This window comes from Paenarthrobacter sp. NCHU4564 (assembly GCF_052156435.1).
Lineage (GTDB): Bacteria > Actinomycetota > Actinomycetes > Actinomycetales > Micrococcaceae > Arthrobacter.
In genome coordinates this window covers 80938-101719 of the sequence record NZ_JBQLIS010000004.1, presented here as the reverse complement: position 1 = coordinate 101719, position 20782 = coordinate 80938, and the positions used below count along the sequence as shown (strand labels likewise).

Annotated in this window: 18 protein-coding genes; 15 read left to right on the top strand and 3 right to left on the bottom strand. The window is 64.4% G+C overall.

All coding sequences use genetic code 11. The annotated features are described in order from the left end of the window. Positions 1 to 58 precede the first annotated feature (58 nt). Positions 59 to 739 carry a GntR family transcriptional regulator gene (locus ACSVIE_RS05965; RefSeq protein ID WP_426005631.1) on the bottom strand — a complete coding sequence of 227 codons (681 nt, stop codon included), beginning with the start codon at positions 737 to 739 and terminating at the stop codon, positions 59 to 61. Positions 740 to 871: 132 nt separating this feature from the next. On the opposite strand from ACSVIE_RS05965, the gene purU reads away from it, so the two are divergent. The 13 genes from purU to ACSVIE_RS05900 all read left to right on the top strand — a co-directional run bounded on the left by purU (position 872) and on the right by ACSVIE_RS05900 (position 16271). Further along, positions 872 to 1789: a formyltetrahydrofolate deformylase gene (gene purU / locus ACSVIE_RS05960; RefSeq protein ID WP_442423307.1), complete on the top strand. Its 918-nt coding sequence runs from the start codon at positions 872 to 874 to the stop codon at positions 1787 to 1789. Positions 1790 to 1833: 44 nt separating this feature from the next. Next, entirely contained in the window at positions 1834 to 4326 is a 2493-nt protein-coding gene (locus ACSVIE_RS05955) for a GcvT family protein (RefSeq protein WP_426005629.1), read from the top strand. A gap of 130 nt (positions 4327 to 4456) precedes the next feature. Continuing rightward, on the top strand, positions 4457 to 5083 hold the full coding sequence (locus tag ACSVIE_RS05950; RefSeq protein ID WP_442423306.1) for a cyclodeaminase/cyclohydrolase family protein: 627 nt from the start codon (positions 4457 to 4459) through the stop codon (positions 5081 to 5083). Beyond that, entirely contained in the window at positions 5080 to 5967 is an 888-nt protein-coding gene (locus tag ACSVIE_RS05945) for a bifunctional 5,10-methylenetetrahydrofolate dehydrogenase/5,10-methenyltetrahydrofolate cyclohydrolase (RefSeq protein WP_442423305.1), read from the top strand. The genes ACSVIE_RS05950 and ACSVIE_RS05945 overlap by 4 nt, the downstream gene beginning before the upstream one ends. 43 nt (positions 5968 to 6010) lie before the next feature. Continuing rightward, on the top strand, positions 6011 to 8332 hold the full coding sequence (locus tag ACSVIE_RS05940; protein ID WP_442423304.1) for an FdhF/YdeP family oxidoreductase: 2322 nt from the start codon (positions 6011 to 6013) through the stop codon (positions 8330 to 8332). A gap of 143 nt (positions 8333 to 8475) precedes the next feature. Beyond that, positions 8476 to 8892, top strand: a complete 417-nt coding sequence (locus tag ACSVIE_RS05935) for a GlcG/HbpS family heme-binding protein (protein ID WP_426005624.1) — start codon at positions 8476 to 8478, stop codon at positions 8890 to 8892. 141 nt (positions 8893 to 9033) lie between these two features. Beyond that, a complete protein-coding gene (fdhA, locus tag ACSVIE_RS05930; protein WP_426005623.1) occupies positions 9034 to 10251 on the top strand; it encodes a formaldehyde dehydrogenase, glutathione-independent in 1218 nt (405 codons plus the stop codon). Positions 10252 to 10414: 163 nt separating this feature from the next. After that, the gene (locus ACSVIE_RS05925) at positions 10415 to 11692 is read left to right on the top strand and encodes a molybdopterin molybdotransferase MoeA (protein WP_442423303.1); all 1278 of its coding nucleotides are present in this window, start codon (positions 10415 to 10417) and stop codon (positions 11690 to 11692) included. Further along, positions 11680 to 12561, top strand: a complete 882-nt coding sequence (gene fdhD / locus ACSVIE_RS05920; RefSeq protein ID WP_442423302.1) for a formate dehydrogenase accessory sulfurtransferase FdhD — start codon at positions 11680 to 11682, stop codon at positions 12559 to 12561. The genes ACSVIE_RS05925 and fdhD overlap by 13 nt, the downstream gene beginning before the upstream one ends. 49 nt (positions 12562 to 12610) lie before the next feature. Then, on the top strand, positions 12611 to 13414 hold the full coding sequence (locus tag ACSVIE_RS05915; RefSeq protein ID WP_426005620.1) for an IclR family transcriptional regulator: 804 nt from the start codon (positions 12611 to 12613) through the stop codon (positions 13412 to 13414). 283 nt (positions 13415 to 13697) lie between these two features. Next, positions 13698 to 13985 carry a hypothetical protein gene (locus ACSVIE_RS05910; protein ID WP_442423301.1) on the top strand — a complete coding sequence of 96 codons (288 nt, stop codon included), beginning with the start codon at positions 13698 to 13700 and terminating at the stop codon, positions 13983 to 13985. 37 nt (positions 13986 to 14022) lie between these two features. Continuing rightward, a complete protein-coding gene (locus ACSVIE_RS05905) occupies positions 14023 to 16044 on the top strand; it encodes a BCCT family transporter (RefSeq protein ID WP_426005618.1) in 2022 nt (673 codons plus the stop codon). A gap of 44 nt (positions 16045 to 16088) precedes the next feature. After that, positions 16089 to 16271, top strand: a complete 183-nt coding sequence (locus ACSVIE_RS05900; RefSeq protein WP_442423300.1) for a hypothetical protein — start codon at positions 16089 to 16091, stop codon at positions 16269 to 16271. 66 nt (positions 16272 to 16337) lie between these two features. On the opposite strand, the gene ACSVIE_RS05895 is transcribed toward ACSVIE_RS05900, so the two are convergent. Continuing rightward, the gene (locus ACSVIE_RS05895; protein WP_426005616.1) at positions 16338 to 17018 is read right to left on the bottom strand and encodes a fasciclin domain-containing protein; all 681 of its coding nucleotides are present in this window, start codon (positions 17016 to 17018) and stop codon (positions 16338 to 16340) included. Positions 17019 to 17337: 319 nt separating this feature from the next. Here ACSVIE_RS05895 and ACSVIE_RS05890 point away from each other — a divergent pair, with 319 nt between their 5' ends. Further along, complete coding sequence (locus ACSVIE_RS05890) at positions 17338 to 19221, top strand: cytochrome c biogenesis protein DipZ (protein WP_442423299.1); 1884 nt, start codon at positions 17338 to 17340, stop codon at positions 19219 to 19221. A gap of 33 nt (positions 19222 to 19254) precedes the next feature. After that, on the top strand, positions 19255 to 19827 hold the full coding sequence (locus tag ACSVIE_RS05885; RefSeq protein ID WP_442423298.1) for a GNAT family N-acetyltransferase: 573 nt from the start codon (positions 19255 to 19257) through the stop codon (positions 19825 to 19827). A 66-nt stretch (positions 19828 to 19893) separates the two neighbouring features. On the opposite strand, the gene ACSVIE_RS05880 is transcribed toward ACSVIE_RS05885, so the two are convergent. Then, positions 19894 to 20658 (bottom strand): IclR family transcriptional regulator, encoded by a 765-nt coding sequence (locus tag ACSVIE_RS05880; RefSeq protein ID WP_442423408.1) that lies wholly within the window; start codon positions 20656 to 20658, stop codon positions 19894 to 19896. Between the last annotated feature and the right edge of the window lie 124 nt (positions 20659 to 20782).

Below are 20782 nucleotides of genomic sequence, written 5' to 3'. Positions count from 1 at the left end.
TTCCCGGAGTCAACGGCAGGACCGAAGGGCGAACGGGAATGAAGCGGGCGGGCTGCCGTCAGGCGGCAAACAACGCCTGGCGCACGGCCTGCTCGAAGCCGCTCACGTGAACACGGGCCAGTTCGGCCGCCTTCTCAGCTTCACCGTCGATCACGGCTTGAAGGAGGTCCACATGTTCATGGACATGGTGCTCAAGATTCGGCAATCGGTCCAACACCATGCACCAAATGCGCGTGGCGAGGTTGTCATAACGGATCAACACGTCTTCCAGGTGCGGATTGGCGGCCGCCGCATAAATTCCCTGATGGACGCTGGCGTCCAGCTTCAGCGTTTCCACGACCGTGGCCGCGCGGAGGTCGAACGCTTCTACAGCGCGCATCACTTGGCGAAGATGGTCACGGCCCGCCGGAGTGGCTACCCGCGCAGCGCGGGCAGCGGCCACAGGCTCCAGCTGGACGCGGATTTCCGAGATGAAGGCGAGATCGGTGACTTCCACCCTGGTGGCGAAGGTTCCGCGCCGCGGATAAGTCACCACCAGGCGATCCAGCTCAAGGCGCTTCAAGGCCTCGCGTACCGGCGTGCGACCGATGCCCAGCTCCCTGGCCAGTTGCTCGTCGTTCAGGAGATCCCCGGGCTTGATGTCCAGTGTCAGCAATCGGTCCCGCACACTCTCGTAGGCGATCTCCGCAAGGGACTTCCTGCCCGCCTCTTCGGCGGTTGCCAGAGTTTGGATTACCACAGTGCCGAGCCCCTTCCGCAGTTCAAAAAAACCTATTGACCCCGTTCCAAGGTCCAGTATACGCTGATTCCAATCCTAATATATCAGTACACGACTCAGGAATATATTTAGGGAATCATCTAAGGAGGACCTATGACCCTCGTGGCTTCAGACTCTCACCTCAGCACCGTGCCGGCAGAGCGCAGCCAGCTCAAGGACGAGCAGGCGCAGAAGTTCGTACTCACACTGTCGTGCGTCGAACAGCCCGGCATCGTGCATGCAGTCACCACGTTTCTGTTCGAACGCGGCTTCAACATTGAAGAGCACCAGCAGTTCGATGACAGCCTGCGCCAGACGCTGCACCTGCGTACCGCGTTCTCCGGTCCGCAGAGCTACTCCCCGGAGCAGCTTGAGGACGAGTTCCGTTCCATCGCGGAGCGTTTCGACATGAAGTTCAGCTTCTACGACCAAACCAAGCAGCGCGTCCTGGTGATGGTCTCCAAGTTCGGCCACTGCCTGAACGACCTCATCTTCCGCTGGCGCGGTGGCAGCCTTGGCGGCGAGTTGGTTGCGGTGGTGTCCAACCATGAGACACACCGCGCCATGGCCGAGGCCGCCGGCCTGCCCTTCATCCACGTCCCGGTAACCCCGGACACCAAGGCAGAAGCCGAAGCCCGGTTGCTTGAGCTGGTTGATGAGTACCAGGCCGACCTCGTCGTCCTGGCCCGTTACATGCAGGTCCTCTCCGACGACCTCTGCCGCAAGCTGGAAGGCCGTGCGATCAACATCCACCACTCCTTCCTCCCCGGCTTCAAGGGTGCCCGCCCCTACCACCAGGCCTACGACCGCGGCGTGAAGCAGGTTGGCGCCACGGCCCACTACGTCACTGCGGACCTGGACGAAGGCCCGATCATCGAGCAGGAAGTCATCCGGGTGGACCACAGCTACGGCCCCACTGCCCTCTCCACGGTGGGCCAGGACGCCGAAGCCCTCGCCCTTTCCCGCGCCGTCCGCTGGCACTGCGAACACCGTGTCCTGCTGGACCAGACCAGCACGGTCGTTTTCCGCTAACCCGCACCCTAGCCCCGCCCGAATCACAGCAGGAGAATACTTTCATGGCCTCCACGCCTCGCATTGTCATCATCGGAGCCGGCATTGTCGGCACCAACCTCGCGGACGAACTCGTTCAACGCGGCTGGAACAACATCACGGTCCTGGACCAGGGACCGCTCAACATGCCGGGCGGTTCCACCTCGCACGCCCCCGGCCTGGTTTTCCAAACGAACCCGTCCAAGAGCATGGCCCTCTTCGCCAAGTACACGGTGGAGAAGCTGCTGTCCCTGACCGAGGACGGCCAGAGCTGCTTCAACCAGGTGGGCGGCCTTGAAGTTGCTACCACCGAGACCCGTCTGGCGGACCTGAAGCGCAAGCTCGGCTATGCGGCATCATGGGGCATCGACGGAAAAATTCTTTCTCCGGAGGAGTGCAAGGCCCTCTACCCGCTGATCAACGAAGAGGACATCCTGGGCGGTCTCCACGTGCCCAGCGATGGCCTGGCCCTCGCCGCCCGCGCAGTCCAGCTCCTCATCAAGCGCACCGAGGCTGCCGGCGTGAAGTACCAGGGCAACACGGAGGTCACAGGCATTGAACAGTCGGGCCGCCGCGTCACCGGTGTCCAAACGGCCGACGGCGTGATCCCGGCTGACATCGTGGTGTCCTGTGCCGGCTTCTGGGGCGCAAAGATCGGCGAGATGATCGGCATGTCCGTGCCGCTCCTCCCCTTGGCACACCAGTACGTCAAGACCACCCCCGTCCCCGCGCAGAAGGGCAAGAACGAGCTCCCGAACGGCGCCCAGCTGCCAATCCTGCGCCATCAGGACCAGGACCTTTACTACCGCGAGCACGGCGAACGCTACGGAATCGGCTCCTACGCCCACAAGCCCATGCCAGTGGACCTGGACGAACTCGGCAAGTACGAGCCCAGCAGCATCAGCGAACACAACATGCCGTCCCGCCTGGACTTCACGCTGGAGGACTTCCTGCCGGCGTGGGAAGCCACCAAGCAGATCCTTCCGGCGCTGCGTGAGAGCGAAATCGAAGACGGCTTCAACGGCATCTTCTCCTTCACCCCTGATGGCGGCTCCCTGGTGGGCGAGTCCAAGGAACTGGACGGCTTCTACGTGGCAGAGGCCGTGTGGGTCACCCACTCCGCAGGCATTGCGCGCGCTGTTGCCGAGGTGCTCGTGGACGGCAAGTCGCAGATCGACCTGGGCGATTGCGACATCCACCGCTTCGAGGACATCCAGCTCACTCCCGAATACGTCAGCGAAACCTCCCAGCAGAACTTCGTGGAGATCTACGACGTGCTGCACCCGCTCCAGCCCAAGTTGTCTCCGCGCAACCTGCGCGTCAGCCCGTTCCACGCCCGCCACAAGCAGCTGGGCGGCTACTTCCTGGAAGGTGCCGGCTGGGAACGCCCCTACTGGTTCGAAGCCAACGCCGAGCTCCTGAAGGAAATGCCGGACGAATGGCAGCCGCCGGCCCGTGACGCCTGGTCCGGCATGTTCAACTCCCCTATCGCGGCAGCCGAGGCCTGGAAGACCCGTACCGCAGTAGCCATGTACGACATGACTCCGCTGAAGCGCCTTGAGGTTTCCGGCCCTGGAGCCCTCAAGCTGCTGCAGGAACTCACCACCGGCGACCTCAACAAGAAGCCGGGCGCCGTGACCTACACCCTTCTCCTTGACCACGCGGGCGGTATCCGAAGCGACATCACGGTTGCCCGCCTGGACGAGGACACGTTCCAGCTCGGCGCCAACGGCAACATCGACACCGCCTACTTCGAGCGGGCAGCCCGCCACCAGACGGAGAACGGCGGAGCCGGCGACTGGGTGCAGGTTCGCGACACCACCGGGGGCACCTGCTGCATCGGCCTCTGGGGACCCCTGGCCCGCGACCTTGTCAGCACCATCAGCAGCGACGACTTCTCCAACGAGGGCCTCCGCTATTTCCGTGCAAAGAAGGTCGTCATCGGCGGCGTTCCCGTGACCGCCATGCGCCTGTCCTACGTTGGCGAACTTGGTTGGGAGCTCTACACCAGTGCCGACAACGGCCAGCGCCTCTGGGATGCGTTGTGGAAGGCCGGCCAGCCGTTCGGCGTCATCGCGGCAGGCCGCGCGGCGTTCAGCTCGCTCCGCCTCGAAAAGGGCTACCGTTCCTGGGGCACTGACATGACCACCGAGCACGATCCGTTTGAGTCCGGCCTCGCTTTCGCGGTCAAGATGGCCAAGGAAAGCTTTGTCGGCAAGGCCGCCCTGGAAGGCCGGAGCGAAGAAAGCTCCGCCCGCCGCCTCCGCTGCCTGACGGTCGACGACGGCCGCAGCCTCGTGCTGGGCAAGGAACCGGTGTTCTACAAGAACCAGCCGGTGGGTTACGTCACCAGCGCCGCGTACGGCTATTCCGTCCGCAAGCCGATTGCGTACGCATACCTGCCGTCGGCTGTTTCCCTGGGAGACTCCGTGGAAATCGAATACTTTGGCCGCCGCATCCAGGCAACGGTCACCGAGGACCCGCTGTACGACCCCACCATGAGCAGGCTTCGCGGCTGATCGCGCAGCCTTTCAAGGGCATGCGGCCCGGACACCCTTTCTCCCTCGCAAACCGTGTCCGGGCCGCTGCCCTTTCCCCTGCCGTCAAGACGCCCCACCACGCCTCTCTCCCGTACGCCCAGGAAGCCCCATGATCAGCTCTGAAAGCATGAACGATTACCTCTTCCGGCTCGCATCACGCCAGCCGACTCCCGGCGGTGGCGCCGCTGCCGCCCTGCACGCAGCACAGGGTGCTGCACTCGTGGCCATGGTGGCCCGGTACTCCACCGGTGAGAAATATGCCGCCTACGCCGAACAAGTAGCCCGGATCACCGAATCCGCAGACACCCTCCGGCACGAAGCCCTCGGCCTCGCCGACGAGGACGAACGCGCCTTCCAAGGCGTGATCGATGCCTACAAACTTCCCTCCACTACGGAGGAGCTCAAAGCCGCGAAGACCGCAGCCATCCAGGACGCCCTGGTCACGGCCGCGCAGACACCTGCGCGGCTGATCGGCCTTTCCGGCGCTGTGGTGGACCTTGCCACCGAACTCTTCGACGCCGCGAACCCCAATGTGATCAGCGACGTCGCCGCCGCCGCGGACGCCGCCCGTGCTGCTGCGACCACTGCCAGGGTCAACATCGACATCAACGTGGTGGCCATCAAGGACCCCGCGGTCCGCTCACGCCTGGCCAGTGAAACCGACGGCCTGGAAGAGAAAGTCGTCCTCGCTGCCGACGCCCTGGTGCAGCGGGTCCGCGAAAGGATCCTCGCATGAATACTGAAGTCCTCTCCGGCAAGCCGCTTGCCGGACTCATCAAGCAGCGGGCGCAGGATGAGGCCCGCCTCCTCGACGCCGAGGGCGTGCATCCGGTCCTTGCCGTGGTGGTTGCCACCGACGACGAATCGACGCACTGGTACGTCCGCTCGATTGAGCGCGCCGCCGAGCGGGCCGGCATTGATTGCCGGATCGTGGACCTCGGCCACGACGCGACCGAACAGGTCCTGGCCAGCGTCCTGCGGGACCTCAGCGCAGAACCTGCGGTCAACGGAATCATCCTCCAGACCCCCTTGCCCGCCGGTGTCCGGAGAGATTCCCTGGTGGGCCTGATCGCCCCGGAAAAGGACATCGACGGCGCAAACCCCCTCAGTCTGGGACGCCTCGCCGTGGGGCAACCTGCATTTGCGCCGGCCACCGCACGGGCCGTGGTGGAGTTGCTGGACCACTTTGACGTGCCCACAGCGGGGCAGAACGTAGTGGTCGTCGGGCGCTCCGCAGTGGTGGGCAAACCGCTGTCCCTGCTGTTGCTCGCCAAAGACGCCACCGTCACCGTCTGCCATTCCCGCTCCGGTGAGCTGGAGCCGTTCACCCGGCCCGCCGACGTCGTGGTCGTGGCTGCAGGCCGCACCGGACTCCTGACCGGCAGCCATGTTTCGGTGAAGACGGTAGTGGTCGACGTCGGCACGAACGTCCTGCCCGACGGTTCCCTGGTAGGGGACGTCGACGAGGCGAGCGTCAGCGGTGTGGCAGCTGCGTTGACACCGGTACCGGGCGGCGTAGGCTCGGTGACGACCGCACTCCTGCTGCTGCACACCACCGAAGCAGCCCGCAGCCAGGCCCGTGCGTCCACCGGCCAGCCGCTGGCCGCCGTCGTCGCCTGACTCCCGCAAAGCCGTTAGTTCCTGATCTGGAGGGAAGATCGCCATGGCTTCCAAAGCCCCCCGCGAAAACATCGACGAGTCAAAGCTGACCGTCACCAAACCCAAGACAAAGGCCGTGGGCATCCCGGCTGTGGCCAATGCGCTGAAGATCTCGTTCGAACAGATGGGACCGGTCCGCAGCGTTCAGACGCTGATGGCCGTGAACCAGCTGGACGGGTTCGACTGCATGGGCTGCGCCTGGCCGGAGCACGAGAAGCGCAACGCGGCAGAGTTTTGCGAAAACGGGGCCAAGGCCGTGGCCGAAGAAGCCACGAAACGCCGGGTCACGCCGGAATTCTTCGCCAAGTACTCCGTTGCGGAACTGAAAACCCGCGACGATTACTGGCTTGGCCAGCAGGGCCGCCTGACCCATCCCATGGTCCTGGAAGAGGGCGCCACCCACTACGCACCGATCAGTTGGGATGACGCGTACGCGCTGATGGCCGATGAACTGCGCAGCCTGGAGACTCCGGACCAGGCAGTCTTCTACACCTCGGGCCGCACATCCAATGAAGCCGCGTTCGTGTACCAGCTCCTGGTCCGCGGCCTCGGCACCAACAACCTGCCGGACTGCTCCAACATGTGCCATGAGTCCTCCGGATCCGCCCTGGTGGAGACCATCGGCATCGGCAAGGGTTCGGTGAGCCTCACGGACCTGGAAACAGCGTCCCTGATCTTCGTGGCGGGCCAGAACCCGGGCACCAACCACCCGCGCATGCTCAGCGCTTTGGAAAAGGCGAAGAAGAACGGCGCAGTCATTGTCTCCGTCAACCCGCTGCCTGAGGCCGGGCTGCTTCACTTCGAGAACCCGCAGCACGTTGCGGGCGTGGTCACGGGCACCAAGCTGACTGACGACTTCCTCCAGATCAGGGCAGGCGGCGACCAGGCACTTTTCCAAGGCCTCGGGAAGTACCTGCTGGAAGCCGAGGCCGCAGGCCGTGCCACTCCCGGTCTGGACACCGTGCTGGACCACGCGTTCATTGCGGACCACACCGTGGGGATCGACGAATACCTCCGCTACCTCGAGAAGGTGGAGTGGGATGACATCGTCGAAGCCAGCGGCCTGACCCTCGAACAGATCCACGCCACAGGTGAGCGCCTCCTGGCCTCCAACGCCACGATCGTCTGCTGGGCGATGGGGCTGACCCAGCACAAGCACTCCGTACCCACCCTGCGGGATGTGGTCAACGTGCTGCTGCTCCAAGGCAATATCGGCAAGCCCGGCGCAGGCGTGTGCCCGGTGCGCGGACACTCGAATGTCCAGGGCGACCGCACCATGGGAATCTTCGAAAAGATGCCTCCGACGTTCCACGACCGGCTGGACCACGAATTCGGGTTCCTGTCGCCCAGGGAGCACGGTTACGACACCGTTGCGGCCATCCGGGCCATGCGGGACGGCAAGGTCCGCTTCTTCATGGGAATGGGCGGCAACTTCGTCCGCGCGGCCCCGGATTCGCAAGTGACCGAGGACGCCCTTGCCAACACGGCACTCACCGTGCAGATTTCCACCAAGCTCAACCACTCCCATCTCTCCACAGGGCGTCGCGCCTTGATCCTGCCGACCCTGGGACGGACCGAGAAGGACACCCAGGCTTCCGGTGACCAGCGCGTGACGGTAGAGGATTCGATGAGTGCGGTCCATGCTTCCCGCGGACGGTTGAAGCCCGCCAGCGACCACCTCCACTCCGAGGTGGCGATCGTGTGCAACCTCGCCCACCTGCTGTTCACCGACGGCCGGGGCAGGCCACTGCCGGGAGCACCCCGCGCCAACTGGCTCGCCCTCCGGGACGACTACACCCTGGTCCGCAAGCACATCGAAGCCGTCATCGACGGGTTCGAGAACTTCGAGGACCGCATCCAGCATCCGGGCGGTTTCGTCCTCCCCCACCCTCCCCGGGACGCCAGGAAGTTCGACACCGTCTCCGGAAAGGCCCACTTCACCGGGAACGAGCTCGAATACATCAAGATCCCGGCCGGCCGGCTGGTGCTGCAGACCCTGCGTTCGCACGACCAGTACAACACCACCATCTACGGCAAGGACGACCGTTACCGCGGCATCCACGGCGGTCGCCGCGTGGTCATGATCAACCAGGATGACATCACGGAGCTGGGCTTCGCCGATGGAGACATGGTTCACCTCATCTCGGAGTTCCAAGGCACAGAACGCATCGCGGAGAACTTCCGGATTGTTTCCTACTCCACGCCCAAGGGGTGCGCCGCTGCCTACTACCCGGAGACGAATGTCCTGGTTCCGCTGGACTCCGTCGCCGACACCAGTGGGACGCCGACTTCCAAGTCCGTCATCGTCAGGTTGGAACGGGCTTAGAAGGGCCTGTACATCATGTGATGCGTGCCATAGTATGTCACTGATATATCTATAGACCGAGTTCGTAGATATCAGAGGCTTTTCCGGTCTGGCTCCGGCCCGGCCCCAACCCCGTGCAGAAGACATGAGTCAAAGGAGAATCAATGTCTGACATCACCCAAACCCACGCCGATGCCGTCCTTGCCGCAGCACTCGGCTCCGCCCGTGAAACCGGCACAGCCATGAACATTGCGGTTGTGGATGCCGGTGGCAACCTCAAGGCCTTCACCCGCATGGACGGGGCCTGGCTGGGGAGCATCGACATTTCCATCAAGAAAGCCAGGACCGCGCGCTACTTCGACATGCCCACCGGAGCCATTGGCGGGTTGTCCCAGCCCGGTGGTCCGCTGTTCAACATCGAGGTGTCCAACGGAGGACTCATCACGTTCCCCGGCGGTGTCCCGCTGAAGGACGGCAGCGGCGCGGTGATTGGAGCGATCGGCGTCAGCGGCAGCACTGTCGAGGACGACCACACCGTGGCATCGGCTGGAGCTGCTGTCCGGTTCCAAGGCGTCGCCTAGACCCAATGCACAGCTGTCCAATGGTCCGTGAACGGTGCTTCGGTGGCCTGAAACCTGGGGAGGTATTCCTCATCGGAGCATCGCTTTCGGACCATTGGACGGCCCATGAGTTCCGTATTATCAACTGTCCAAGGAGTGGCCATGTCAGGAAATAGAGCAGTCGCCTACAAGGAACCCGGTGTCGTCGAAATCATCGACACTGAGTACCCGACGTTCGAACTCAAAGACGGACCTGGCGTCAACCCGGCCAACGTCGGCAGGAAGGTGCCCCACGGCGCCATCCTGCGTACCGTGACCACCAACATTTGCGGTTCCGACCAGCACATGGTCCGCGGCCGCACCACCGCGCCGCAGAACCTGGTCCTTGGCCACGAGATCACGGGCGAAGTGATCGAGGTGGGACCCGACGTCGAGTTCATCAAGGTAGGCGACATCGTCTCGGTGCCGTTCAACATCTCCTGTGGCCGGTGCCGGAACTGCAAGGAACGGAAGACCGGCATCTGCCTCAACGTCAACCCCGACCGCCCGGGCAGCGCCTACGGCTACGTTGACATGGGCGGCTGGGTAGGCGGCCAGGCCGAGTACGTCCTGGTCCCTTACGCGGACTGGAACCTGCTGCGCTTCCCCGACCGTGACCAGGCCCTTGAAAAGATCATGGACCTGACCATGCTCTCGGACATCTTCCCCACGGGCTTCCACGGCGCCGTCACTGCCGGCGTCGGCGTGGGCTCCACCGTCTACGTTGCCGGCGCCGGCCCTGTGGGTATCGCCGCTGCCGTCGGCGCCCAACTGCTGGGTGCCGCCGTCGTCATTGTGGGCGACATGAACGAAGACCGCCTGGCACAGGCGCGCTCCTTCGGTTGCGAAACCGTCAACGTCTCCAACGGAGACCCGAAAGACCAGATCGAACAGATCCTCGGCGTGCCCGAGGTGGACAGCGGCATCGACGCAGTCGGCTTCGAGGCCCGCGGCCACGGCAAGGACGCTTCCCACGAGGCGCCGGCCACCGTGCTGAACTCCCTGATGGACATCACCGCAGCCGGTGGCGCCCTGGGCATTCCGGGCCTGTACGTCACCGGCGATCCGGGCGGAATCGACGAGGCCGCCAAGCACGGTTCCCTGTCGCTGTCCCTCGGCACCGGATGGGCCAAGTCGCTGTCCTTCACCACCGGCCAGTGCCCGGTCATGAAGTACAACCGCCAGCTCATGATGGCCATCCTCCACGACAAGGTCCAGATCGCGAAGGCAGTCAACGCCAAGGCGATTCCGCTTGAGGACGCACCGCGCGGTTACGCGGAATTCGACGCCGGGGCGGCCACCAAGTTCGTCCTGAACCCCAATGGCTATGTAAAGGCCTGACAACCGCGGGTTCAGTTCGCAACCACGGATTCCGGGGGCGGCACGGCAAAAACGGGAAGGCCTGCCGCCCCCGGCTTCCGCATTTAATGCACGGCATCCGCCGTCAACCAGCTCAGATCCTCAAACAGCCCAGACAGCACAACCAGACCAGGAAGTGGGCATCATGCTAGCCCAGGAAGTCTCCGACATCCCCGCATTCCACATGTCCTGCGAAAATAAGCACTCGCCCACGTGGCTTGAAGCGCGGCACGTGGCCTACCACTGCGCCAAGCCGCTCGGTTCCGTGGTGGTACCGCTTGCGGACGGAATCGGATCTGCACTGACCGCGGACGTTGTGGCGCGCCAGGATATTCCCCACTACGCCTCCTCCGCCATGGACGGCTGGGCCATCAGTGGCCCCGGACCTTGGATCCTCGTGCCGTCAGGGTCGGTCCTGGCCCCCGGAGAGGCCAGCATCATCGCCACCGGAGGGCTCGTCCCCGAGGGAGCCGACGGCATCCTGCGGAAGGAAAGTGGCGAGGTCACCGCAGACGCGGCCGGCACCCGGCAGGTCACACTCACACCGGACGCCAAGCCCGGAGAAGCACAACCGGGCCGCCACATCCGTCCCGCGGGGGAAGAAGCCTCGGCAGGCGACGTCCTGGTTCCGGCCGGGACCATACTCAACCCGGCCCACATCGCCCTTGCGGCTGTAGCAGGCCACGACCACGTGCGGGTACAGCGCAAGCCACGCGTCGCCGTCGTGCTTACCGGGTCCGAAGTAGTAACGTCCGGTGAGCCGGCTCCGGGACAGGTCCGCGATACTTTCGGTCCACAGCTGGCCACGGTTATCTCGCAACTGGGCGGCGAGCCGACCGGCCGACACAGGATCGGCGACTCGTACGACGAATGGCTGGACGCCCTTGCCGGCCGCCACGACGGCCACCAGGCGGACGTGACCATCACCACCGGCGGTACCGGGGTATCCGGAACAGACCACTTCCGGACTGCCGTGGACGCCCTGGGAGGGCGCCTGCTGCTGGACGGAATTGCCATGCGGCCGGGCCACCCCGCGGTGCTGGCCGAGCTTCCGGACGGTCGCTTCATCATTGGGCTGCCAGGGAATCCGCTGGCAGCCATGCTGGCCTTGGCCACCCTGGGCGAGCCGTTGCTGGCCGCCCTTGGAAACCGCCCGCTGTCCGCCGCAGGCCGGATGACGTCGGGCGCGGATTTCGAACCGGACCGCGGCAGAACGCGGCTGGTCCCGTGCACGTTCGTCCACGGACTCGCCGTTCCCGCCGCCCACACCGGGCCCGGAATGATGCGCGGACTCGCCTGGGCAGACGGCTACATGGCTGTTCCCCCCGAAGGGGTGGAAGCCGGCCAACCCGTCCCGGTCATGCCGCTGCCGTGGACATCGCCCCTGGACCACTACGGAAAGACGGCCCCATGGCACGCTTGACCCAGCGCCGCAAGATCCACCGCTTCCTGTTGGATGACGCGGCAAGCGGGCACCCGGTGCGGTTCAAGGAAGACGTTCTTGCCGCGGAGGAGCCCCTGGAGATCCGCCTCAACGGTACGTCGTTCGCCGTCACCATGAGGACGCCGGGTGACGACTTCGATCTGGTGGCCGGGTTCCTGGTGTCCGAGGGCATCATCCGCCACCAGGCCGAACTGGTTTCCCTGCGGTTCTGCGCGGGCGAGAGGGACGGCGTTCAAACGTTCAACGTGGTGGAAGCCCAGCTGCGGCCGGACGTTCCCCTTCCCGACACCATGAGGCACGTCTACACCTCAAGCTCGTGCGGCATCTGTGGAACAGACTCCATAGAGGCCGTCCGGAAAACCATCAGCTTCGATCCATCCAGCGACCCCCTGCACGTCCCGGTGGACCTTCTCGCCCGACTGCCGGATCGGCTACGCGAGGCCCAGGCCGTGTTCGACCGGACCGGCGGGGTCCATGCCGCAGGACTGTTCAGGCTGGATGGCCCGGAGCCGGAACTGCTTTGCCTGCGCGAGGACGTAGGGCGTCACAATGCAGTGGACAAAGTGGTGGGCTGGGCACTGCGGCAGGATCTGCTGCCGTTGTCCGGCCTGGTGCTGCAGGTGTCAGGCAGGGCATCCTTCGAACTGGTCCAGAAGGCAGCACTGGCCGGCATTCCCGTCCTCTCAGCCGTCAGCGCCCCATCCAGCCTGGCGGCCGACCTGGCCGCAGAGACGGGCGTGACGCTGGTGGGCTTCAGCCGCGGCAAAAGCCTCAATGTCTACTCCGGGCGGGAGAGGGTCGGTCTCCCGCGTCGGGCACTCCTTGAGGAGGCGCGCATGGGCCCCTAGAGTCCCTTGCCCCCGCCTGCGTCCGTCCTGTCCGTTTAGGATGTGAACCATGGCACGCAGCAACCCGGACATCGACAAGGACGCAGACGCCCAAGGCGGAGGCGTCCAGTCAGTGGACCGTGCCCTCCAGATCCTGGAAATCCTGGCCCGCGAGGGCGATGCCGGAGTCAGCGAAATTGCCGAGGAAATGGGCGTGCACAAATCCACGGTGTCCAGGCTGGTTGGCTCACTGGTTGCCCGTGAACTGGTCCGGCAGAACAGCGAACGGGGAAAGTACCAGCTGGGCTTTGGCATCCTCCGCCTGGCCTCCTCCATCCCCGGCCGCCTCAGTGTGGTCCACGAGGCCCGCGAAGTGCTGGAGACCCTCGCTGCCGAATACAAGGAAACCGTAAACCTGGCGGTGCTGCGGTCGAACTACGCCGTCAACGTTGATCAGGCCATGGGACCCTCCACGCTGGCCACCTACGACTGGGTGGGCAGCCTGACGCCACTGCACGCGACATCCAGCGGCAAGGTGCTCCTGGCGGCATTGACGGCGGACGAGAGAAGCCAGGTCTTCAAGGCGGTGGGACTCCCGGCCCGCACCCCCCGCACCGTCACCAACCGTGGGGAGCTCGAAAGGCAGCTCCATGATGTGGCACGGAACGGCTATGCGGTGGTCCATGAGGAGTTCGAGATCGGACTCACGGCAGTCGCTGTGCCGATCTACAACCACTTGGGCAGCGTGATCGCCGCGGTCAGCATTTCCGGGCCGGCTTTCCGTTTCAACCCCGAGGACCAGCCCGGACTCATAGATGGACTTCGCGAGGCCGGGTTGTCAATCAGCGCCAAGATGGGTTACCGGCACCGGTAATTCAGCGTCTTCGTCCGCTGGCGTGCCTTCCGGACTCCGCTGTCGGCACCTAGCCGGACTCCGCCGTCGCACATTGCGCAACTGTTGACACCATACGCAACGGGCCGACTTGAAGCCAATTGATATATCAAGTTGCCGTCAAAGAGCCAAAAAGGCTTGACTTTGAGTGTGACGGGGCGCACTCTGTTGCTTACCGCGAATGTTGTTGATTCTTGCGGAACGCCCGTCAGGCCGGACGGCCACCGGGCCGGCAGACCGTCCCATACACCGGAAGAGGTGCATCATGCACGACGCCTCCCCGCCCAGCGCAACCGCTGACGGGAAGGCAGCAAGCCCCCAAACAATTGCTCCGACCGCCGCTTTCACACGTGAAGATGGCGGGACCACCGCCACTGACGGAATGCATGACGCCGCCAGGTCCGGCCTCCATAGCCGAGGATCGGACACCCGCCCGGTATACCTGCCGGTCGGCGCCGACAAACTGCAGACCGCCACCGGCAACCGCATGGTCACCGGTCCGGATGAAGCCCCCAACCTTCCCTCCGGCCCACCATTCCACGGCCATGTTTAAACGCAAGCCCATGACTCGCCGAGCAAAGGACCCGCTCATGGCCATAAACAGTGACACAAAACCCTTAACGCCCGAGGAGTTACCTGCCGACAACCTGCCGGCGGAAACTCCAACAGCCAACAAACACACCCGCAAGGGAACGGATGAAGACGTCATCACCGTCTCCCCTGAGGAAACAAACCCCGCAGTCCTCGACGCTGAGGACGGAGGGGCCGAAGTTCTCCCGGACGCTGAAGAATATGAGCAGATCCTGGAAGAACTCCGCGTCGCCAAGACCGAGCAGGCCGTATCGGCCCGCCGGAACCGCAAACTTACGCTCGACAAAGTCACCTTCGGAATCACGGGCGCCATCGCCGTCGCCTTTGTGGTCTGGGGATTTGTCGGAAGGGACAGCCTCTCTGAAACCTCCAAAGGTGCCCTCAACTGGGTCATGGAGTACACCGGCTGGCTGTTCATGGTCCTTGCCTCTTTGTTCGTGATCTTCGTGCTGTGGCTTGCCCTGGGCAAGTTCGGCAATATCCCGCTGGGCAAAGACGGTGAAAAACCGGAATTCCGCACCATTTCGTGGATCGCGATGATGTTCGCAGCAGGCATGGGCATCGGCCTCATGTTCTACGGCGTGGCAGAACCGCTCTACCACTACATCTCACCCCCGCCCGGCACCGTGGATGGCCGCACGCCTGACGCCATCCAAACCGCCATGGCTACCTCGATCTTCCACTGGACCCTCCATCCTTGGGCCATGTACGCGGTGGTAGGCATTGCCATGGCCTATGGCACCTACCGCCTGGGCCGGAAGCAGTTGGTATCCGCGGCTTTCACCTCGCTGTTCGGCATCCGGATGGTGGAAGGTCCGCTCGGGAAGTTCATCAACATCCTGGCCATCTTCGCCACGCTCTTCGGCACCGCCGCGTCACTCGGCCTCGGCGCCCTGCAGATCGGCAGCGGCATGACGTCCAACGGCTGGTTCGGGGAAATCGGCACGCCCATCCTGGTGGTGATCGTGGCCATCCTCACCTTCTGCTTCGTGGCTTCCGCCGTCTCCGGCATCAGCCGGGGCATCCAGTGGCTGTCCAACATCAACATGGTCCTGGCCGTCGTCCTGGCCCTCATTGTGTTCGTCGCTGGACCCACGCTGTTCATCCTCAACCTCATCCCCTCGGCAGTAGGCGACTACGCCCGCGACCTTGCCGAGATGTCATCCCGGACCGAGGCTGTCGGGGACGACGCCCTGCGCAGCTGGATGACCAGCTGGACCATCTTCTACTGGGCCTGGTGGATTTCCTGGACGCCCTTCGTTGGCATGTTCATCGCCCGGATCAGCCGCGGCCGCACCATCCGCCAGTTCGTCACCGGTGTCCTGCTGGTGCCAAGCATCGTCAGTGTCATCTGGTTCGGCATCTTCGGCGGAGCCGCCTTCCACGTCCAGCAGGAAGCCGACAAAGCCGGCACGCCGGGGCTCGTGACCATGGTCGACGGCGCTCCCTCCATCAACTTCGACGGCGCACTTTTCGATCTGGTCAAGAACCTTGGCATGCCGGAGTGGCTCACGGCAGGCGTGATCGTGCTGGCCATGGTCCTGGTGGCGATCTTCTTCGTCACCGGCGCCGACGCGGCCTCCATCGTGATGGGTTCACTCAGCTCCAACGGCGCTGAGCACCCCCGCCGTGGAGTCGTGATCTTCTGGGGCAGCCTGACCGGTGCCGTGGCAGCCGTCATGATGCTGGCCGGCGGTGATGAACCGTCCGAAGCGTTGTCGGGGCTCCAAAGGGTCACGATCGTGGCAGCACTGCCCTTCATCCTGGTCATGTTGCTGCTCTGCTTCGCCCTCGCGAAGGACCTAAGGCGCGACCCCCTGTCCCTGCGGCGCCGTCTGGCAACATCCGTCGTGGAACGGGCCATCCGAACCGGGGTGGAACAGCACCGGGGAGTCAAGTTCGATCTTGTGACCAAGCACGAGTGTGCCGAGGATTGCCCGGACTCTGACTGTCCCGGTGGAACCGCCACCGGCAGCATTCCCACCGTTGAAGACAACCCCCCGAAGGCGAAAGACCTGTAAGTCCAGCCTTCCCCTCCCAGCAACCAGCAGTAAGGTGTCATCCCATGATCTCAACGCGTGCAGAAGAAAGCACAGTCAGGGTATCCAGCGATTCCAAGGAGCACGTCTCCTTCAGCGTGGATGCTTCCAGCCCCGTGACCGTCCGAGTCGAGCTTAACGGCGGTTGCCCCTGTGGAGCAGAACACCGCCACACAGGGTCCTACGTGGACAGCGACCTCGGCCGCTGAGCCCGGACACAAGAAAGCAGGCGCCGGAAACCCGGCGCCTGCTTTTTCTTTGCCTTCAGGTCCTGCTTACTTGGGCATCAGCACCGAGTCGACCAGGTACACCGTGGCGTTGGCGGTGTGGACGCCACCGCAGATCACGTTGGCGCCATCGACAGTGAGGGCATCCTTGGTGCCACCCACCGTAACTTCGCCACCCTGGACCGTCTTGTGGGTACCCACGACCTGGTCCGGGGTCAGCTGGCCCGGGACAACGTGGTAGGTCAGGATCTTGCTCAGCAGGGCATCGTCCGTCTTGAGCGTTTCGATCGTAGCGGGATCGATCTTGGCGAAGGCGTCATCCACCGGGGCGAACACCGTGAATTCGCTGCCGTTCAACGTCGAGACCAGGTCCACCTTGGGGTTGAGCTGCCCGGACACTGCCGCGGTGAGGGTCTTGAGCAGCGGGTTGTTGGACGCGGCCACGGCTACGGGGTCCTGGGCCATGCCAACCACGGAACCGGGGCCGTCCGGGACCTGGGCTGCGTAGCCGGCGCAACCGGGACCCACCAGGTCGCGGGCGGGGTCCATGGCGGCGCTGCTCATGGAAGAGGCGGACGGCGACGGTGCCGCTGACGACGTCTCCGGTGCTGCGGAGGAAGATGCAGGAGTGCTGGAGGTGCTTGAACCACCACAAGCCGTGAGTCCGAGGAGGGCGGCTGCAGTGAGGCCGACGAAGGCGAGGGCGGGGCGGCGCTTTGTGGACAACATGTCATTCTCCTTGTTCTTGGAACCATGGGCGTTTGGTCCTCTGGGGGTGGCACGGGCGGCCCGGCGATGGTGCTGCCGGTGTTGTGCTCACCTGCTATTCGGAGGGCCTGCCGGGGTGGATGGGTGCGGATGGAAAAAATTTTGGAAGCACCCTTGTTTTCCTGAAACGCTGGCTTAAGGCACGGCTCCAGGCGGACTGGCCCCACTCCTGCCATCCCGCTGCAAGCCGGACCAAGCCGTCCGCCCTGCCGCTCCGAACTTCCTGCAGATCCCGGAGCCGGACCACCACACGGCCGGCCCGGCTACGTTGGGAGACTCAATGCTGCAATTGGCACTCATCGGCCTGCTCGGCGGGCTCATCACGGGAATCTCGCCGTGCATCCTGCCGGTCCTCCCGGTGATATTTCTATCGGGCGGCGCCCAAGGCGCCCGCCAACGTACCGGCAGCAAGGCCCCGGCCGCCAAGGACAACCCCGACGGCGGCAGCGGAGTCCGCGCCCACAGCACCGCAGCAGCCGGGTCACCCGGCAGCAGCGCCGGAGCTGCCGCCGTCGAACGTGGTTCCGTTGCCACGCAAAAGGAAGCGACCGCCGTCGGGACCCCCTCCGACCGTGCCCAACGGCGCGCAGCCGGGTGGCGTCCCTATCTGGTGATCCTTGGCCTGGTCATCAGTTTCAGCACCTTCACGCTGGCAGGATCTTTCCTGCTGACGCTGCTGAACCTGCCGCAGGACCTGCTGCGGTGGATCGGGCTGACCGTGCTGGTGCTGATCGGGCTTGGCCTGATCTTCGACCGTTTCCAGCACATCCTGGAGAAGCCATTCTCATGGATTCCGCAGAAGCAGGTGGGGACGGAAAACGGCGGGCTGGTGCTGGGTCTGGCGCTCGGCGTCGTGTATGTTCCCTGTGCAGGACCAGTGCTGGCCGCCATCGCGGTGGCCGGGGCAACCGGCCAGGTGGGTCCGGAGACGATCGTGCTGACGCTGACCTTCGCCGTGGGCGCGGCCATTCCGCTGCTGGTGTTTGCCCTCGCTGGACGGCGGGTTGCCGAACGGGTCAAGGCCTTCCGGCGCAATCAGCGGAAGATCCGTATCACCGGCGGCATCATGATGATCGCCTTGGCCATTGGCTTGGTCTTCAATCTCCCCCAGCTGCTCCAGAAGCTGGTCCCCGACTACACCTCCACACTCCAGGAACAAGTGCAGGACAACGAATCGGTGAAGAAGGCGCTGGACCTCGGCGGGCTCGTGAACGACCAGAACAGGGATCTGGACAAATGCAGCAACGGTGCGGCCGAGCTGGAGTCCTGCGGCACTGCGCCGGACCTCAAGGGGATCCAGGAATGGTTCAACACCCCCGGCAACCAGCCGGTGAACCTGAAGGACCTCAAGGGCAAGGTGGTCCTGGTGGATTTCTGGGCATATTCCTGCATTAACTGCCAACGCTCCATTCCGCACCTCACCGACTGGTACGGAGCCTACAAAGACGCCGGGCTGGAAGTTATCGGCGTGCACTCCCCGGAATACGCATTTGAGAAGGAAGTCCGGAACGTCGTGTCCGGCGCACAGGGCCTGGGCATCACCTACCCCGTGGCCATCGACAACAACCTCTCCACCTGGACCAACTACCGCAACCGTTACTGGCCGGCCCACTACCTGATTGATTCCGAGGGCACGGTGCGGCACATCAAGTTCGGCGAGGGCGGCTACCAGACCACGGAACGGCTGATCCGGGAGCTGCTGAAGCAGGCCGATCCGTCCGTTGAGCTGCCGGAGCCAGTGGAAGCGTCCGACGACGGCCCGGTAGCGGGTGCCACGACTCCCGAGACGTACCTGGGCGTGACCAAGAAGGTCAACTATGCGGGGAGTGAACCGTATAAGGCCGGGGTGGGCACGTACACCGTCCCTGCTTCGCAGCCCGCTGACAGTTTCGCCCTGGCCGGCGGGTGGGACATTGGCACGCAGTCCATTACCCCCACGGGTGCCGGGTCCTCCATCACCCTGAATTACCACGCCAAACAGGTGTACATCGTGGTGAGCGGTGAGGGTTCGCTGGATGTGGTTCGCGACGGTAAGGCCACTCCCGTGGCGGTTTCCGGGACGCCGACGCTGTACAAGATCGCGGACGATCCGGACATCCGCACGGGCCAGCTCGAAGTACGGGTTCCGCAAGGGATCCAGGCGTACTCGTTTACCTTTGGGTAGCAGCAGCCTTTCGAACGGTGGCAGGATGGGCGGATGGCTATCGAAGTCCGCCCTGCCACGGTGTTCGAAGACGTCAAGACCATGGTGGGACCCAAAAACCCCGGCTCCAACGTGTGCTGGTGCCTGAGCTATCGCATCCCGTCCAAGCTGAACCAGAGCCTCCAGAAGGAAGCCCGCGGCGAATATGTGGAGAAGCTGGTCGCCGAAGACCCGCCTCCGGGTGTTTTGGCGTACGACGGCGACGACGTGGTTGGGTGGGCAGCCGTCCACCCGCGTGCGGACACCAGTTTCGCGACGAACCGGAAGATCCCGCACGTGGACGAATCCCCGGTTTGGTCCGTGTGGTGCATCCGGGTGCGGCCGGGCCACCGCGGGAAGGGCATCTCGCACCATCTGCTGGCGGGGGCCGTGGAGATGGCCAGGAAGTACGGGGCCCCAGCCATCGAGGGATACCCCGTGGACAACAAGGGCGGCAACGTGGACCTGACCATGGCGTACGTAGGAACCCGGAGGCTGTTCGAGAAAGCCGGGTTCAAAAAGGTGGCCGAAACGACGTCCGTCCTCAACGGCTTCCCCAGGGTCCTGATGCGCCTGGACCTCCCCTAACGCCCCACCCCCCCAACTCCCCCAACTAGGTCGCATTTGTGCGCGTTTTGAGCCCTCAAAACGCGCTTAACTGCGACCTAGTTGGGGTTGGGACCCTTGCAGACGCGCGGTCATCCGGTGGGCTTCCTCGAGGAGGAGTTTGCCGAGGAACTCCCGGCGCTCCGCCCGGAACCGCGGCTCGATCCCGGTCAAGGACAGGGCCCAGGCCGGGTGGCCCTGCCGGTCGAAAACTGCCGAACCCATGCCCCAGCTTCCTTCCAGAACCAGCCCCGGGTTCACCGAGTAGCCGGCCAGCCTGGTCTGCTCCAGGTTTCCCCGCACCACGTCGGCGGGATGTCCCACGGCGAATTCACCGGCATGCCCTTCCCAGTCGGCGAGCAACGACTCCTGCTCCGTCTCCGGCAGGAAAGCCATGATCGCCGTCCCCGCGGACGCGACGCCCAACGGGAAGCGCACGCCTTCATGCAGGACGAACGACCTGATGGGAAATGAGCCCTCTTCCCGCAGCACGCACACGGTTTCATTGCCACGCCGGATGGAAAAGAAGGCGCTCTCCCCCGTTTCAGCCGCGAGCCTGCGCAGGGACGGCCGGGCGATGTCTTCCATGGGAAAGCGGGCCGCTGCCACGGTACCCAACAGGAAAATCTCCGGTCCAAGGACCCATTTACCGGTGGCTTCCTCGTGTTCCACCAGGCCCTCGACTGCCAGCGATGTCAAAAGGCGGTACACCGTGGGCCGGGTCAGCCCCGATTCCCGGACCAATCCCGCCAAGGACATGCCGCCGGGTTTTCGGCCGACAAGCCTCAGCAGCAGGGCAACGCGTCCCACCACTTGGGCGCCTTGGACCGGGTTGGAGGATGCGGATTTAGTGGCCGTCACAGCTGCTCCTGAATTTTCATCCACAATATGGACACCTAGCATCCTATCGTCCACAGCGTGAGTCGCGAAGCTTGGC